The sequence below is a fragment of the Bradyrhizobium sediminis genome, from assembly GCF_018736105.1.
GTDB lineage: Bacteria > Pseudomonadota > Alphaproteobacteria > Rhizobiales > Xanthobacteraceae > Bradyrhizobium.
This window is the reverse complement of record NZ_CP076135.1, coordinates 3,413,924-3,428,033: the sequence shown is the minus strand read 5'-3', so window position 1 is coordinate 3,428,033 and position 14,110 is coordinate 3,413,924. Positions and strand designations below refer to the sequence as shown.

Genomic DNA, 14,110 nt, shown 5'->3' with positions numbered 1-14,110 from the left:
CGGAGCCCGCCCATGCCCAAGACCTGTTTTGTCGTCCGCGCCACTGTCGCCGATCCCGCCAAGCGCAAGGCGTTCGACGAATGGTACAGCCGCGAGCATCTGCCGGATGCGATCAAGGCGTTCGGGGTAAAGAAGGCGCGGCGGTTCTGGAGCGCCGGCGATCCCGCGCTGCACCTGGCGATGTACGAATTTTCGGACCAGGCCGCGCTCGAGCGCGCCACCGGCGGCGATGCGCTGAAGGCGCTGGTCGCCGAATTCGACCGCTGCTGGCCCGAGGTGACGCGCACGCGCGAGGTGCTGGTGCTGGCGGAGGAGGTCGGCTAGGCGAGGCGTCTTCCGCTCGTCGTCCCCCCGCGAGCGGCAGAAGCGGAATCAGCCTTTCTCTCGCCCCACTTCATCGCCATGCAGCATGAGAAGGGCAATCCGGCCACCGCCGGGCCGCTCGCATGCAGGACTAAAAGCCGAGGGAACCGGCTTGCCAAGCCTGCGGCGTGGTGGCCTAATTGGCTTCAATATCAGGCAAAAACCACCGCAGACGGGAAAACGCATCATGGACTTTCAATCACGGCGCGCGAGCGCGGCCGCCCTCTATCGAACACTGGCTTTGGCGGCGCTTGCGGCCTTCGCATTCGCCAGCGGACCGGCCGCAGCGCAGGGCTGGCCGGAACGGCCGGTGACCTTGATCGTGCCGTTTCCGGCCGGCGGCGGCACCGATGCTTTCGCGCGTCCGCTGTCGGCGCAGCTCGACAAGCAGCTCGGCGTACGCGTTCTGATCGACAACCGCGGCGGCGCCGGCGGCACCATCGGCGCGTCCGCGGCGGCCAAGGCCGAGCCCAATGGCTACACCTTCTTCGTCGGTGCGGCGCACCATGCGATCGCGCCATCGATCTTTCTCAAACTGGATTACGACATCGAGAAGGATTTTATCCCGGTTGCCCTGATCGCCGCCCCGCCGCAGGTGATCGTCGTCAATCCCTCCAAAGTCGAGGCCAAGACGCTGGCCGAATTCATCGCCTACCTGAAGGCCAATCCGGGCAAGGTGGATTTCGCTTCGGCCGGACGTGGCACCACCCATCAGCTGGCGGGCGAATTGTTCAATATCCTCGCCGGCACCAAGATGAATCATGTGCCGTATCGCGGCGCGGGTCCTGCGATGCAGGATCTGGTCTCCGGGCATGTCCATGTGATGTTCGACGGGCTTGGTTCGTCGGCGAACCAGATCCAGGGCGGCACGCTGCGCGCCCTGGCGGTCGCAGCGCCGCAGCGCTCGGCCGCGGTCCCTAACGTGCCGACCGCTGCCGAAGCGGGCCTCAAGGGCTACGAGGTGTCGACCTGGTATGCTCTGTTCGCCCCGAAGGGCACGCCGCCGGAGGTCATCAAGCGGATGTCGGCCGAGGTGCGCAAGGCGCTGGACTCGGAGCCCATCAAGGAAATGTGGGCGAAGAACGGCTCCGCCATCCCGACGTTGATGGGCCCGGAGTTCGGAAAGTTCGTCGCAGCCGAAGTCGTGCGATGGCGCGACGTGGTGCAGAAGGCCGGCATCAAGCCGGAGTGAACCGGGGCTCGATGCCCTTGCAGCTTCATCGACCGGCAGAAGCGGAAGCAGCTTCCGCTTCGTCTCACTTCATCCCCATGCAGCTCGCGTAGAACGTCGTGGTCGCCGGCCAGTCCGAGAACATGGCGCGCACGCCGACCTGTTGCGCCAGCACATCGAGCACCGTGAGCGTGTCGCCGTCGCGGTCGATGGCGCGCTTGACTGAGCGGTGATAGAAGCCGCCGCCCTTGTCGAGCGGCCCGTCGCGCTCCAGCGACCAGCCGATCAAATCGAGGCCGGCGGCCTTGGCGGCCCTCGCATATTCCGACGGCACGATCTCGCCCTTGTCGTTTAGCGCCAGCATCAGCGCGATGGGCGGCCCCAGGATTTTCACGCCCGAGGCCTTCAATTCCACCATCGAAGGTTTCCAGGTTTCGGGCTTTCCGGCATCAAGGCCCCGCTTTTCGTAGCGGTCTTCGAGATAAACCGCCTGCGCCGCGAACTCCGGCGCGGTTTTCACCCAGAACAGAATGTCGGCGAGGCCAAAGCTCTGGGCGAACACATCACTCGCGGGAATGCCGGCGGTCTTGTAGGCGTCCAGCATCTGCGCGGCGTATTTCTCCTGGGTGTAGTCGCCGTCGAACGGCATCGGCACTTCAGGCGCTTTCAGTTCCGGCGTGAATTTGGCGCCCAAGCTCCTGATCAGCGCAATGCTCTCGTCGTGGGTCATCAGGGTTCCGGAATTGGCGTAGAGGTCGGTGCGCCAGCGCGGCGTGCCGTTCTGGAATTCGGCCGCGGTGGTGGCGTTCGGGTTCGAGCCGTCCATCTTGGCCGTGAGCTGTTTGAATTCGGCGAGCGTGATGTCGCTGGTGCAGCATTTCGCCGCCGCCTTGCGGCCGGTCGCTGGATCGGCCGGGACGAACGGCTGCGAACATTTTGCGGCGAGTTCCGGCACCGACAGGATGTTGGTAGTGGTTGCGAGGTCGCACTGCGAATGTCGGCACACCAGTTGCCGGTCTTTTGTAAATGTCACGTCGCATTCGATCACGCCGGCGCCCATGCGGGCCGCCGCAGTATAGGATTCCCGGCTGTGCTCGGGGAATTGCAGCGCGGCACCGCGATGGCCGATCGAAAAGTCGCTCTTCCGGAACGGGCCGGTGCACTGGCTCAGCTTCTGCTTCAGCGCTCCGTCCTTCATCTTGTCGACGAGGTAGAACGGCCGCGGGCCGATCTGCGCTTCGGGCAGCGCTACCTGCGCCGCGGCGGGGGAAAGGAGGGCCACGCTCAACAGCACGGACAACAGCGTGGAACGATGGCGGGTCGGCATGGGCGATTCCCTCGAGATGATGCGCAGGCGGATATCACCATAGCATTGTGACAGTGGATGTGGGGTTGCGTAACACCGTCCGGGAACGATGAACGCGCGGTTCAGCGGCTATTCATCTCGCCGCGATCAAACTCGCGTCGCATCACTCACCCCCCTTGCGAAGAGGGAGCTGTCATGGAACGCCGCCATTTTCTGAAACTCGCCGTTGGATTTGCCGCCGGCGCGGCTGCGCTGGCCGCGGGCGCGCAAGCAGCACCCCTGATGCCGCAACCTCCAGCCGCCGACGGACGGATTCCGCTCGACAACGCGCATCCCGCGGTCGTTACCGGAGACGAGGTGGATCGTCTCACGCCCGAAGAAGTGCGCTGGGGCCGCGGACGCGGTCATCACCACGGCTGGGGCAGGCGGCATTGGGGCTGGCGCCGGCGTCACTGGGGTTGGCGCCGCCGTCATTGGGGTTGGCACCGCCGCCGCTGGCACCGCCGCCGCTACTGGCGCCGCCGTTACTGGTAATCTCGTTTGAAATAATTCGCGGGGGGCGGCAATTCCGTCCTCCCGTTTCCGCGTTGACGACAGGCCGCTGGCTGCTGCCTTTCAAACAAACAAAAACCCCGCGCGAGCGGGGCTTTGCCGTAAGCTGTAGCGCCGTCAGTAGCGGCAGCGTCCATAACGCCAGACCATGCCGTAGGGGCAGACGCGGGCGCGGGGCACCACCACGACCGGCGCCGTCCGGTATACGACCGGCGGCCGCACCACGACCACGGCGGCATTGGGCCGGCATCCGCCATAGGGGCCGCGATGGAAGCCGCGGCCGCATCCGCCGGCGGCATCGGCCGTGGCGCCAAAGCCAACGACCGTGGTTGCAAGCAGGGCCGCTGCGATAAGATACTTCATGGTTTCTCCCTCATTTCGGGCCGCGCCGCGCGGCGCCGCAATCCCGGCGATTCGATATGTCGACGAACTACAACAGATCGAAACATTTCTGCGAGCTTAGTGAGGCGACCTGAACGCGGAATGAATGCGGGCGCGCTAGAGCATTTTTCAGATCGGTGGCTTCATCCTTCGAGATGCGCGCAAGTGCGCGCTCCTCAGGATGAGGTCTGAGACCCTCTTGGTGAGGAGCGCGGCAACGCCGCGCGTCTCGAACCACGAGGCCATGGGATAGATGTCACGATTCCATGCAAGTGGAATTAGCTCCAGCCTGGCCATGACGGACAACGCAACAGTCAGCCGCCGGTCTCGCCGAACAGCTCGGCGAAACGTTTCTCGCCGGTGCGGGTGAAATTGACGACGCGGCTGCCGGGGGTGGCGTCGCGCGCGGCCCACTTCAATTCGGTGAACCGCGCCATGATGGCCGCGCCCAGGGTTCCCGCAAGATGATGGCGGCGCTCGCTCCAGTCCAGGCAGGCCTTGCACAGCGGCCTGCGCGGATGCGCCAGCGCACGCGCCTCGATCTGCAGCGCCTTCGCCATGAAGCGCGAGCCCTCGGCGGTGAGTTCGATCGCCTGCTTGCTCTGCCGCAGCAGCCGTTGCTGCTTCATGCTGTCGAGCATCTGCACGCCGAGATCGCCGGCGAGATGGTCGTAGCAGATCCGCGCCCGGCGCAGCGCCGGATCCTTCGGCCCGGTGCGCACCCGCATGTGGCCGGCGCGCGCGGCAAGGCCGGCGAGGCCCTCGAGCACGCCAGCGACGTCGGGATCGCTGAGGCGGTAATAGCGGTGGCGGCCCTGTTTCTCCTGCTCGATCAGGCCACCGGCCTCGAGCTTCGACAAATGCGAGCTCGCGGTCTGCGGCGTGATGCCGGCCTGATGCGCCAGCTCGCTCGCGGTCAGCGCGCGGCCGGTCATCAGCGCCGTCAGCATGTTGGAACGCGCGGGATCGCCGACCAGTGCGGCGATCATGGCGATGTCGGGACCTGCTTTCATAGTTCGATGTTAGACGAAGCATCGACGTCGATCAAGGGGATATGGTGGACTCAGTGCCCCAGCTCGTCATTGCGAGGAGCGGAGCGACGAAGCAATCCACGCTTTCTTCGTGGTTGGATGGATTGCTTCGGTTTCGCTCGCAATGACGGCTGCCAATATTGGAGTTCAAAATGGCCGTCACCGTCTTCATCCGTTACCAGCTCGATCCGTTCAAGCGGGCGACGTTCGAGCAATATTCGAAGAACTGGCTCACCATCATTCCAAAGTGCGGCGGCGACCTCCTGGGCTACTGGATGCCGCATGAAGGCACCAACAACATCGCGTTCGCGCTGATTTCATTTGAGAGCCTTGCCGCTTATGAGAGCTATCGCGCTCGGCTGCGCGCTGACGCGGAGGGCGCGGCCAATTTCGACTTCGCCGAGCAGAACCGGTTCATCCTCGCGGAGGAGCGGACATTCCTGCGCAAGGTCGTCGCCTGAGGCGACTGGCGCGGGCGGCCGGGCGTCGCTATGTTCGGCCGACAGAAAATCGAAGGGGAGAGATCATGCCGGTGACGACCGCCGACAAGCGCGCGACATTCCGCAAACTGCACGAGAGCGGATGCTTCATCATTCCCAATCCGTTCGACGTCGGCAGCGCCAAGGCGCTGCAGCATCTCGGCTTCAAGGCGCTGGCTTCAACCAGTGCGGGCTTTGCCTGGACCATCGGCAAGGCCGACAACCGGGTCACCCTCGACGATGTCTGCACGCATCTTGCCGCGATGTGCGCGGCCGTCGATCTGCCGGTCAACGCCGATTTCGAGGGCGGCTTCGCGCATGAGCCGGCGCAGGTCGGCGCCAATGTCGCGCGCGGGGTGAAGACCGGCGTGGCCGGGCTCTCGATCGAGGATTCCACCGGCGATGCCGCCAAGCCGCTTTACGAGCGTGCGGTCGCGATCGAGCGCATCAGGGCGGCGCGGGCCGCGATCGATGCCGACAACAGCGGCGTGCTGCTGACCGGCCGCTGCGAGGCGTTCCTGTGGGGGCAGCCGGACCTCGACCTCGTGATCGACCGCTTGAAAGCCTATTCGGAAGCGGGCGCCGATTGCCTCTATGCGCCCGGCATCAAGACCAGGGAGCAGATTTCGGCCGTGGTGAAGGCGGTGCATCCGAAACCGGTCAATCTCCTGATCGGCGCCTCCGGCCTCAGCCTCAGCGAAGCCGCCGATCTCGGCGTCCGCCGCATCAGCGTCGGCGGTTCGCTGGCGCGGGCGGCGTGGGGCGGCTTCATGCGCGCAGCGAGCGAGATGGCCGGGAAGGGCACCTTCACCGAACTCGCCAATGGTTATTCCGGCGGCGAATTGAACAAGATGTTCCGCTGACACGAAAAATGCGGCGGGCAATTCGGTGCCCGCCACGCAGTTTGTCAGCTAGAGCATGATCCGGAAAAGTGGGAACCGGTTTTCCCTCGGGACAAACGCGAAGCGTTTGCCCGGAGATCATGCTCCAACAAAGACATGCGGAATCTTCAGCCGTTACTTGCCGGCCGGGTTCGAAGCCGGCGGGCTCTGCGGGCGCGACGGAGCGGCGCCGGTGGTCGTTCCCGGCTGGCTGTTGGCCCTCGGGGTCACGTCACGCATCCCCGGAGGGGCCGCGGGAGGCGACGACTGGGTGTTCTGCGCCGTCGCCGACGACGGCGAGGTTCCGGCCTGCTCGACCGACGAGCTATTGAGGCCGTAGAAGACCGCGCCCAGCACCACCGCGATGGCGATGGCGAACATCGCTATCTTGCCGCCGCTGACGGCGCTCTCGGCGAGTTCCGGATCGGCCCGCAGCTGATTGTTGAGACGGGCCTGGCGGCTGAATTCGTCGTCGCTCAGGTTGGCGCGATAGGGATCGTTCGGATTGGATTGGGTGGCCATGAGTTGGTTCCTCCATTGCGGCACGACAATCGCCGGAGTCCGCGGAGGTTCCCGGAACCGGGTAACTTTCAGCCTGTTCAGAATGGAACCCGCCACGTAAGTTCCACGAATCTTTTCCATGGGGTTGCGATGTGGAGCCTGCCTGCCAGCGATGTCGTGTTGTACGGGCTCTCGCTGGTGGCGCTCACGGCGCAGGCGATGACCGCGGCGTTGGCTGCCGGAAAGCGCAGCATGGACTGGGCCGGGGTCTGCATGCTCGGCTGCATCACCGCGCTCGGCGGCGGCACCATCCGCGATGTGCTGCTCGGGCATTACCCGCTGGTCTGGGTGCAACACCCGTCCTACCTGCTGCTGACGGCGGGCGCTGCGCTCGCCACCATCCTGATCGCGCGCGTGGTGCACCGGCTGAACACGGCGTTTCTGGTGCTCGATGCGATCGGCCTTGTGGTGTTCACCATGGCCGGCTGCGACGTTGCCTGGCAGATCGACCCATCGTTGCCACTCGTGATCGTTGTGGTGGCGGGGATGATCACCGGCTGCGCCGGCGGCGTGCTGCGCGACATCCTCTGTAACGACGTGCCGCTGTTGTTTCGCGCCGAGCTCTACGCCAGCGTCTCCATCGTCACCGGGCTGTTCTACGCGACGGGTTTCGGGCTGAAGCTGAATGACGAACTCTGGACGGCCCTGACCTTCGTGCTCGGCCTGTCGTTTCGCCTGCTGGCGATCCGTTACAAATGGGAAATGCCGAAATTCGTCTTTGACGAGGAACGCCGGTAGACGCGCGGGAGGTGAAGTCCTATCGGCGCGCTTTCCTGACCTGCGCCGGCGTCACCAGCGGCGCGGCGTTGCCCCAGGAATTGCGGATGTAGTTCGTGACATCGGCGACCTCTCGATCGGACAACTGCCTGGCGTAGGCCGGCATCGATCCGGTGTTGGGCGCGCGCGGCGTCGTCACCGTCTGCGCGCCGTCGAGGATGATGCGGAGCGTGCTCGAGGGATCGGCCGCCTGCAGGTTGGCGTTGCCGGGCAGCGGTGGATAGATCCGAGGCGCGCCCGAGCCGTCGGCCTCGTGGCAGGCGATGCAGGCGCGGGCGTAGATCGCCTTGCCCGCGATCATTTCTGGCTGCGGTGGCGGCGTCACCGCGGGCTCCGGCGCGCCGGCCGGCAGGTCCTTCAGATACACCGCGATGGCTCGGATATCGGCGTCGCTCATCCTGGAGGTCGAATTGACCACCACTTCCGCCATCAGCCCGGCGGCGTGGCTCCTGCCGTTGCGGCCGCTCTGCAGATATTCGGCGATGTCCTCGATGCTCCAGGATTTCAGCCCGCTACGGTCAGAGCCGTCGAGGCGCGGCGCGAACCAGCCATCGACCAATCCACCGCCATAGGCTTGGCCGCGTTTGTCGGCGCCCAGGATGTTCTTCGGCGTATGGCAGGCGCCGCAATGCGCCGCTCCCGTGACCAGATAGCCGCCGCGATTCCATTCCGCGCTTTTCTGCTGGTCCGGCTGGAAGATGCCCGGCCGGAAGAACAGAAAATTCCAGCCCCGCATCAGCACGCGGTAGTTCAGCGGCCAGCGCAGTTGCGGCGGCGGCGGACGGTTGCGAACCGGCGGCAGCGTCGCGAGATAGGCGCGGATCGCCAGCACGTCGTCGCGGATCATCTTGGTGAAGTTCGGATAAGGGAAGGCCGGGTAATAGCGCGAGCCGTCGGGCGCCATGCCGTAGCGCAGGGCGCGGGTGAAGTCGTCGTCGCTCCAGGCGCCGAGCCCGGTCTCGCGATCCGGGGTCAGGTTCGGCGAATGGATGGCGCCGAACGGGGTGTCGATGCGTTTGCCCCCGGCGAACGGTTTTGAGGGGTCGGCGGTATGGCAGCTGGCGCAATCGGCGGCGTCGGTCAGAGCCTTGCCGCGTGCGATCGTCTCGGCCGAGGGGGCTGGCTGGGCATGGGCAACGGCTGATGCGGTGCACAAAAAGACGCCGGCGAGAATCGCCCGGCTTGCGCGATGTCGTCCCTGCACCAATCTGTCTCTCCCTGAGGCCTTATAGCGCAAAACGACACGGCGAGCGCGTCACGTCGTTTCGCCGGCAGCCCGTGCCGTGACACAATGCGAAAAAACCTGCGGCCATTTCCGGCACGAAATTGCGATTTGCGGATGCGGGGCTCCATTGTCGAGAATTGTGATGCGCGGTCCGCAAAAACCGACATAGACTGCCGGCAAGCTGAGAGAATACCTGGCTAAAATCGGGCTAATCGCTTGAGCGAGGCGGCTCAAAGAGGGTGGAATGGGAATCAACCAAGGTCCGATCAGTCTCGACCAGAAATACACCCAAGGCTCCGGCCACGTCTTTCTGACCGGCATCCAGGCGCTGGTCCGCCTGCCGATGGCGCAGATCCGCCGCGACCGCGCCGCCGGTCTCAATACCGCGGGCTTCGTCTCGGGATACCGGGGTTCGCCGCTCGGCGGCTACGACCAGCAACTGTTCGCCGCCCGCAAACATCTCGAGCAGTACAACGTCAAATTCCAGCCCGGCGTGAACGAGGATCTCGCGGCCACAGCGATCTGGGGTTCGCAGCAGCTCAATCTGTCGAAGGGCGCCCGCCACGACGGCGTGGTCGGCATCTGGTACGGCAAGGGCCCCGGCGTCGACCGCTGCGGCGACGTATTCCGCCATGGCAATGCCGCGGGCTCGGCCAAGAACGGTGGCGTGCTGTGTCTGGCCGGCGACGACCACGGCGCCAAATCCTCCACCGTGCCGCATCAATCGGACCACGCCTTCATCTCGGCGCTGATGCCCTATCTCTATCCCTCCAGCATCCACGAAATGATCGAGATGGGCCTCTTGGGTATCGCGATGTCGCGCTACTCGGGCTGCTGGGTCGGCATGAAGGTGATTACCGAGACCGTGGAGACCACCGCGGAGATCGATCTCGCCGACGAGATGAAGCCTTTCATTATCCCGACCGATTTCGAGATGCCGCCGGGCGGGCTCAACCTGCGCTGGCCCGACGACCGCTACGACCAGGACCGCCGCCTGCAGGACTACAAGGGTTTCGCCGCGATCGCCTTTGCCCGCGCCAACAAGGTCAACCGCATCACCATGGATTCGCCGAATGCGCGCTTCGGCATCATGGCTTCCGGCAAGAGCTACGAGGATATCCGGCAGGCGCTGCGCGAGCTCGGCGTCACTCCGGAAGTCGCCGCCAAGATCGGCTTGCGGCTCTACAAGATCGGCATGCCGTGGCCGCTGGAGCCCGAGGGCGTGCGCGAATTCGCGGTCGGTCTCGAAGAGATCATGATTATCGAAGAGCGCCGCGAGATCGTCGAAAATCAGGTCAAGCAGGAGCTGTTCAACTGGCGCGACGACGTCCGCCCGCGCATCGTCGGCAAGATGGACGAGCACGACAAGCGCTTCCTGCCGTTCGCCGAGGAACTCAGTGTCGCCTCCCTGGCAGGCTCGCTCACCGAGCGGCTGCTGCGTCTCAACCTCAATCCCGAAATCGCTGCGATGCTGCGGGCCAAGGCCGACTGGTTCAACGGGCGGCTCGCCACCCAGATGCAGCCGGTGTCGCCGATTTCACGCACGCCGTATTTTTGCTCGGGCTGTCCGCACAATACCTCGACCAAGGTGCCGGAAGGCAGCCGCGCTTTCGCCGGCATCGGCTGTCACTTCATGGCGCTGTGGATGGACCGATCGACCGAGACCTTCACCCATATGGGCGGCGAAGGCGTGCCGTGGGTGGGCGTCGCGCCCTTCACCGACGAAAAGCACGTGTTCGCCAATCTCGGCGACGGCACCTATTTCCATTCCGGCAGTCTTGCGATCCGTCAGGCGGTCGCCTCCGGAGCCAACATCACCTACAAGATCCTCTATAACGACGCGACCGCGATGACCGGCGGCCAGCATGTCGACGGCGAGCTGTCGCCGCAGCAGATCACCTTCCAGCTGCACGCCGAAGGCATCCGCGAAATCTATCTGGTGTCGGAAAATCCCGACGCTTATCCGGCCTCCGATATCGCGCCGGGTACCAAGACCGCGCATCGCGACCAGCTCGACGCCGTCCAGAAGACGCTGCGCGAGGTGAAGGGCGCTTCGGCCATCGTATTCGTGCAGACCTGCGCGGCCGAAAAGCGCCGCCGCCGCAAGCGCGGCACGCTGGAGGATCCGGCGCGCCGCGTCATGATCAATCCGGCGGTCTGCGAAGGCTGCGGTGATTGCTCGGTGCAGTCGAACTGCATCTCGGTGGAGCCGCTGGAAACCGAATTCGGCCGCAAGCGCACCATCAACCAGTCGACCTGCAACAAGGACTATTCCTGCGTGAAGGGCTTCTGTCCGTCCTTCGTCACCGTCGATGGCGGCAAGCTGCGCAAGCGCGCACCGGCCGACCTCGGCCAGATCGGCGAGCTGCCGGAGCCGGCTTCCAGGCCTTCGCTGGACCGGCCCTATAACGTCGCGGTCGGCGGCGTCGGCGGCACCGGCGTCTTGACCATCGGCGCGCTGCTCGGCATGGCCGCGCATATCGAGGGCAAGGCCAGCATGATCCTCGACATGTCCGGCCTCGCGCAGAAGGGCGGGGCGGTGCTCAGCCACGTCCGGCTGTCGGAACATACCGCCGACGTCACCTGTTCGCGCATCGTCACCGGCACCGCCGATCTGGTGCTCGCCGCCGACGAGGTCGTGGCCGCCGCCAAGGAAACCATGACGCTGTGCGAATCCAGCCGCACCTATGGCGTCATCAACACCCATCTCATTCCGATCGCGGATTTCATCCTCAACCGCGATTTCAATTTCCAGAGCCGCAAGGTCAATCACGTCCTCGAAACGGCGCTGCGCAAGGACTCCTCCTTCTTCGACTTCACGAAACCCGCCGAGATGCTGCTCGGCGATTCCATCGCCACCAACATGATGATGATGGGCTACGCCTATCAGAAGGGGCTGCTGCCGCTTTCGGCGAAAGCGATCGAGCAGGCGATCGAGGTCAACGGCGTCGCCATTAAGATGAACACGGAAGCCTTCCGGCTCGGCCGTCTCGCCGCTGCCGATCCGGCGCGGCTGGTGGCGATGATGAAGGGCCAGGACGAGACGGTGGCGCCGAAGACGCTGGAGGAGATGTCGCTCGACGAGATCATCGCCCATCGCAGCGCGCATCTGACCGGCTACCAGGACGGCAGGCTCGCCGACCGCTATCGCAAGATGGTGGCCAAGGTGCGCAACGCCGCGCTCGACGGCGGCTACGGCGAGGCGCTGCCACGCGCGGTCGCGATCAACTACGCCAAGCTGCTCGCCTACAAGGACGAATACGAAGTGGCGCGGCTCTATACCGACGGGCGCTTTGAAAAACAGTTGCGCGACCAGTTTGACGGCGACTTCAAGTTTTCCTTCAACCTCGCGCCGCCGATCCTCGGCGGCGCCAAGGATGCGCTGGGACGGCCGGTCAAGCGCAAGTTCGGCGCCTGGATGATGCCGGTGTTCCGTCTGCTGGCGAAGATGCGGACCCTGCGCGGCACATCTTTCGATATCTTCGGCTACAGCGCCGACCGCAGGATGGAGCGCGAACTGATCGCCGGTTACGAGAAAGACATCTCAACCGTGCTCGGCTTGCTGTCGCCGCTGACGCTCGATACCGCGATCGAAATACTGTCGCTGCCGGATCGCATCCGCGGCTACGGGCCGGTCAAGGAGAAGGCGGCGCAGGCGGCGAAAATCCGCTATGCGGAATTAGCCGCGGACCTCGTCAACCCGCCGCCGGCGCCTCGGCAGATCGCGGCGGAATAGGGCCTTGCGGTCTGGGGCGCTTGCCAATCCCGTTCTGACGCGCGAAGACATTCGCTGGGAAGAAACACCAGCGGAGAGTTTTGTTGACCATCAAGGGCAAGGCCTACATTGCCGGGATTTACGAACATCCAACCCGGCACGCACCCGATAAATCCACCGCACAGTTGCACGCCGAAGTTGCCAAGGGGGCGATCGAAGACGCCGGGCTGACCAAGGCCGATATCGACGGCTATTTCTGCGCCGGCGACGCGCCGGGCGGGCTGTGGCCGATGGTGGATTACCTCGGCCTCAAGGTGCGTCACATGGATTCCACCGAGACCGGTGGTTGTTCCTACCTGATCCATCTCGGCCATGCCGCCGAAGCCATCGCCGCCGGCAAATGCTCGATCGCGCTGATCACGCTTGCCGGCAAGCCGCGCACCGGCGCGATGCCGCCACGTGCGGCGGGCGCCGAGGTCGATTTCGAAGCCGCCTACGGGGCGACCACCCACAACGCCTACGGCATGTGTGCCATGCGCCACATGCACGACTACGGCACCACCAGCGAGCAGCTGGCCTGGATCAAGGTCGCAGCCTCCCATCACGCCCAGTACAATCCGCATGCGATGCTGAAGGACGTCGTCACCGTCGAGGACGTGATCAATTCGCCGATGATCTCCGATCCCTTGCACCGGCTCGATTGCTGCGTCGTCTCTGACGGCGGCGGCGCGCTGATCGTCACCACGCCGGAGATCGCCAAGAGCCTGAAGAAGCCGCTGGTGCGCCTGATCGGCCATGGCGAGGCGATGAAGGGCCCGCGCGGCGGCAAGGATCTCGATCTCACTTACTCCGCCGGCGTCTGGTCCGGACCGCGCGCCTTCGAAGAGGCCGGCATCACGCCGAAGGATATCAAATACGCATCGATCTATGACAGCTTCACCATCACGGTCTTGATGCAGCTCGAGGACCTCGGCTTCTGCAAGAAGGGCGAGGGCGGCAAGTTCGTTTCCGACGGCAACCTGATTTCCGGCGTCGGCAAGCTGCCGTTCAACACCGACGGCGGCGGCCTCTGCAGCAATCACCCGGTCAACCGCGGCGGAATGACAAAAATCCTCGAAGCGGTGCGCCAGCTGCGCGGCGAAGCGCATCCGAAAGTGCAGGTGCCGAACTGCGATCTCGCCATTGCCCACGGCACCGGCGGCCTGCTCGGCGTGCGTCACGCCGCCTCAACCTGCATTCTGGAGCGTGTGTAATGGCCGAAGCAAAGAAATATCCGACGCCGCAAGGCAATCCCGAGACCGCGCCGTTCTGGGAAGCGGCCAAAGAGGGCAAGTTCCTGATCAAGCGCTGCACCGCCTGCGGCGAAGCGCATTATTTCCCGCGCTCGATCTGCCCATTCTGCTTCTCCGACAAGACGGTGTGGGAGGAGAGCTCGGGCGAGGCCACCATCTATACCTGGAGTCTGATGCGGAAATCGCCGACCGGCCCCTACGCGATCGCCTACGTCACGCTGAAGGAAGGCCCGTCGCTGCAGACCAACATCGTCGATTGCGAGCTGGAGAAATTGAAGATCGGCCAGAAGGTGAAGGTGGTGTTCAAGCCGACCGACGGCGCGCCGCTGCCGTTCTTCACGCCGGTATAGAATTCATCCTCATCCTGAGGAGCGCG

14 protein-coding genes are annotated in these 14,110 nt (G+C 64.8%); 9 read left to right on the top strand and 5 right to left on the bottom strand.

Going from position 1 to position 14,110, the window contains the following annotated elements; translation table 11 throughout:
- The first annotated feature begins 12 nt into the window (after positions 1–12).
- Positions 13–324 (top strand): hypothetical protein, encoded by a 312-nt coding sequence (locus KMZ68_RS16440; protein ID WP_215612289.1) that lies wholly within the window; start codon positions 13–15, stop codon positions 322–324.
- Between the two features lie 226 nt (positions 325–550).
- Complete coding sequence (locus KMZ68_RS16435) at positions 551–1,555, top strand: Bug family tripartite tricarboxylate transporter substrate binding protein (protein WP_215612288.1); 1,005 nt, start codon at positions 551–553, stop codon at positions 1,553–1,555.
- A 64-nt stretch (positions 1,556–1,619) separates the two neighbouring features.
- Here the strand turns inward: KMZ68_RS16435 and KMZ68_RS16430 are convergent, their stop codons facing one another.
- Positions 1,620–2,861, bottom strand: coding sequence for a glycerophosphodiester phosphodiesterase family protein (locus tag KMZ68_RS16430; RefSeq protein WP_215612287.1), 1,242 nt, complete (start codon positions 2,859–2,861; stop codon positions 1,620–1,622).
- Positions 2,862–3,035: 174 nt separating this feature from the next.
- Here KMZ68_RS16430 and KMZ68_RS16425 point away from each other — a divergent pair, with 174 nt between their 5' ends.
- On the top strand, positions 3,036–3,374 hold the full coding sequence (locus KMZ68_RS16425; protein WP_215612286.1) for a twin-arginine translocation signal domain-containing protein: 339 nt from the start codon (positions 3,036–3,038) through the stop codon (positions 3,372–3,374).
- A gap of 135 nt (positions 3,375–3,509) precedes the next feature.
- Here KMZ68_RS16425 and KMZ68_RS16420 read toward each other — a convergent pair whose 3' ends face one another.
- The gene (locus KMZ68_RS16420; RefSeq protein WP_215612285.1) at positions 3,510–3,755 is read right to left on the bottom strand and encodes a GCG_CRPN prefix-to-repeats domain-containing protein; all 246 of its coding nucleotides are present in this window, start codon (positions 3,753–3,755) and stop codon (positions 3,510–3,512) included.
- Between the two features lie 332 nt (positions 3,756–4,087).
- A complete protein-coding gene (locus KMZ68_RS16415; RefSeq protein WP_215612284.1) occupies positions 4,088–4,786 on the bottom strand; it encodes an ArsR/SmtB family transcription factor in 699 nt (232 codons plus the stop codon).
- A 170-nt stretch (positions 4,787–4,956) separates the two neighbouring features.
- On the opposite strand from KMZ68_RS16415, the gene KMZ68_RS16410 reads away from it, so the two are divergent.
- Positions 4,957–5,265 carry an NIPSNAP family protein gene (locus tag KMZ68_RS16410; RefSeq protein WP_215612283.1) on the top strand — a complete coding sequence of 103 codons (309 nt, stop codon included), beginning with the start codon at positions 4,957–4,959 and terminating at the stop codon, positions 5,263–5,265.
- A 65-nt stretch (positions 5,266–5,330) separates the two neighbouring features.
- The gene (locus KMZ68_RS16405) at positions 5,331–6,146 is read left to right on the top strand and encodes an isocitrate lyase/PEP mutase family protein (protein WP_215612282.1); all 816 of its coding nucleotides are present in this window, start codon (positions 5,331–5,333) and stop codon (positions 6,144–6,146) included.
- Positions 6,147–6,299: 153 nt separating this feature from the next.
- On the opposite strand, the gene KMZ68_RS16400 is transcribed toward KMZ68_RS16405, so the two are convergent.
- Positions 6,300–6,686, bottom strand: coding sequence for a hypothetical protein (locus KMZ68_RS16400; RefSeq protein ID WP_215612281.1), 387 nt, complete (start codon positions 6,684–6,686; stop codon positions 6,300–6,302).
- Positions 6,687–6,815: 129 nt separating this feature from the next.
- Here KMZ68_RS16400 and KMZ68_RS16395 point away from each other — a divergent pair, with 129 nt between their 5' ends.
- The gene (locus tag KMZ68_RS16395; protein ID WP_215612280.1) at positions 6,816–7,463 is read left to right on the top strand and encodes a trimeric intracellular cation channel family protein; all 648 of its coding nucleotides are present in this window, start codon (positions 6,816–6,818) and stop codon (positions 7,461–7,463) included.
- A 19-nt stretch (positions 7,464–7,482) separates the two neighbouring features.
- Here KMZ68_RS16395 and KMZ68_RS16390 read toward each other — a convergent pair whose 3' ends face one another.
- Positions 7,483–8,706 carry a cytochrome c gene (locus tag KMZ68_RS16390; protein ID WP_215612279.1) on the bottom strand — a complete coding sequence of 408 codons (1,224 nt, stop codon included), beginning with the start codon at positions 8,704–8,706 and terminating at the stop codon, positions 7,483–7,485.
- A 265-nt stretch (positions 8,707–8,971) separates the two neighbouring features.
- Here KMZ68_RS16390 and KMZ68_RS16385 point away from each other — a divergent pair, with 265 nt between their 5' ends.
- The 3 genes from KMZ68_RS16385 (at position 8,972) to KMZ68_RS16375 (ending at position 14,084) form a co-directional block, all read left to right on the top strand.
- Positions 8,972–12,463 (top strand): indolepyruvate ferredoxin oxidoreductase family protein, encoded by a 3,492-nt coding sequence (locus tag KMZ68_RS16385; RefSeq protein ID WP_215612278.1) that lies wholly within the window; start codon positions 8,972–8,974, stop codon positions 12,461–12,463.
- 83 nt (positions 12,464–12,546) lie between these two features.
- A complete protein-coding gene (locus KMZ68_RS16380) occupies positions 12,547–13,695 on the top strand; it encodes a thiolase domain-containing protein (RefSeq protein WP_215612277.1) in 1,149 nt (382 codons plus the stop codon).
- On the top strand, positions 13,695–14,084 hold the full coding sequence (locus tag KMZ68_RS16375; protein ID WP_215612276.1) for a Zn-ribbon domain-containing OB-fold protein: 390 nt from the start codon (positions 13,695–13,697) through the stop codon (positions 14,082–14,084). The genes KMZ68_RS16380 and KMZ68_RS16375 overlap by 1 nt, the downstream gene beginning before the upstream one ends.
- Positions 14,085–14,110 lie beyond the last annotated feature (26 nt).

Coding starts and splice junctions, on each gene's coding strand:
- KMZ68_RS16440 (WP_215612289.1), top strand. CDS start 13: ATGCCCAAGACCTGTTTTGTCGTCCGCGCCACTGTCGCCGATCCCGCC.
- KMZ68_RS16435 (WP_215612288.1), top strand. CDS start 551: ATGGACTTTCAATCACGGCGCGCGAGCGCGGCCGCCCTCTATCGAACA.
- KMZ68_RS16430 (WP_215612287.1), bottom strand. CDS start 2,861: ATGCCGACCCGCCATCGTTCCACGCTGTTGTCCGTGCTGTTGAGCGTG.
- KMZ68_RS16425 (WP_215612286.1), top strand. CDS start 3,036: ATGGAACGCCGCCATTTTCTGAAACTCGCCGTTGGATTTGCCGCCGGC.
- KMZ68_RS16420 (WP_215612285.1), bottom strand. CDS start 3,755: ATGAAGTATCTTATCGCAGCGGCCCTGCTTGCAACCACGGTCGTTGGC.
- KMZ68_RS16415 (WP_215612284.1), bottom strand. CDS start 4,786: ATGAAAGCAGGTCCCGACATCGCCATGATCGCCGCACTGGTCGGCGAT.
- KMZ68_RS16410 (WP_215612283.1), top strand. CDS start 4,957: ATGGCCGTCACCGTCTTCATCCGTTACCAGCTCGATCCGTTCAAGCGG.
- KMZ68_RS16405 (WP_215612282.1), top strand. CDS start 5,331: ATGCCGGTGACGACCGCCGACAAGCGCGCGACATTCCGCAAACTGCAC.
- KMZ68_RS16400 (WP_215612281.1), bottom strand. CDS start 6,686: ATGGCCACCCAATCCAATCCGAACGATCCCTATCGCGCCAACCTGAGC.
- KMZ68_RS16395 (WP_215612280.1), top strand. CDS start 6,816: ATGTGGAGCCTGCCTGCCAGCGATGTCGTGTTGTACGGGCTCTCGCTG.
- KMZ68_RS16385 (WP_215612278.1), top strand. CDS start 8,972: ATGGGAATCAACCAAGGTCCGATCAGTCTCGACCAGAAATACACCCAA.
- KMZ68_RS16375 (WP_215612276.1), top strand. CDS start 13,695: ATGGCCGAAGCAAAGAAATATCCGACGCCGCAAGGCAATCCCGAGACC.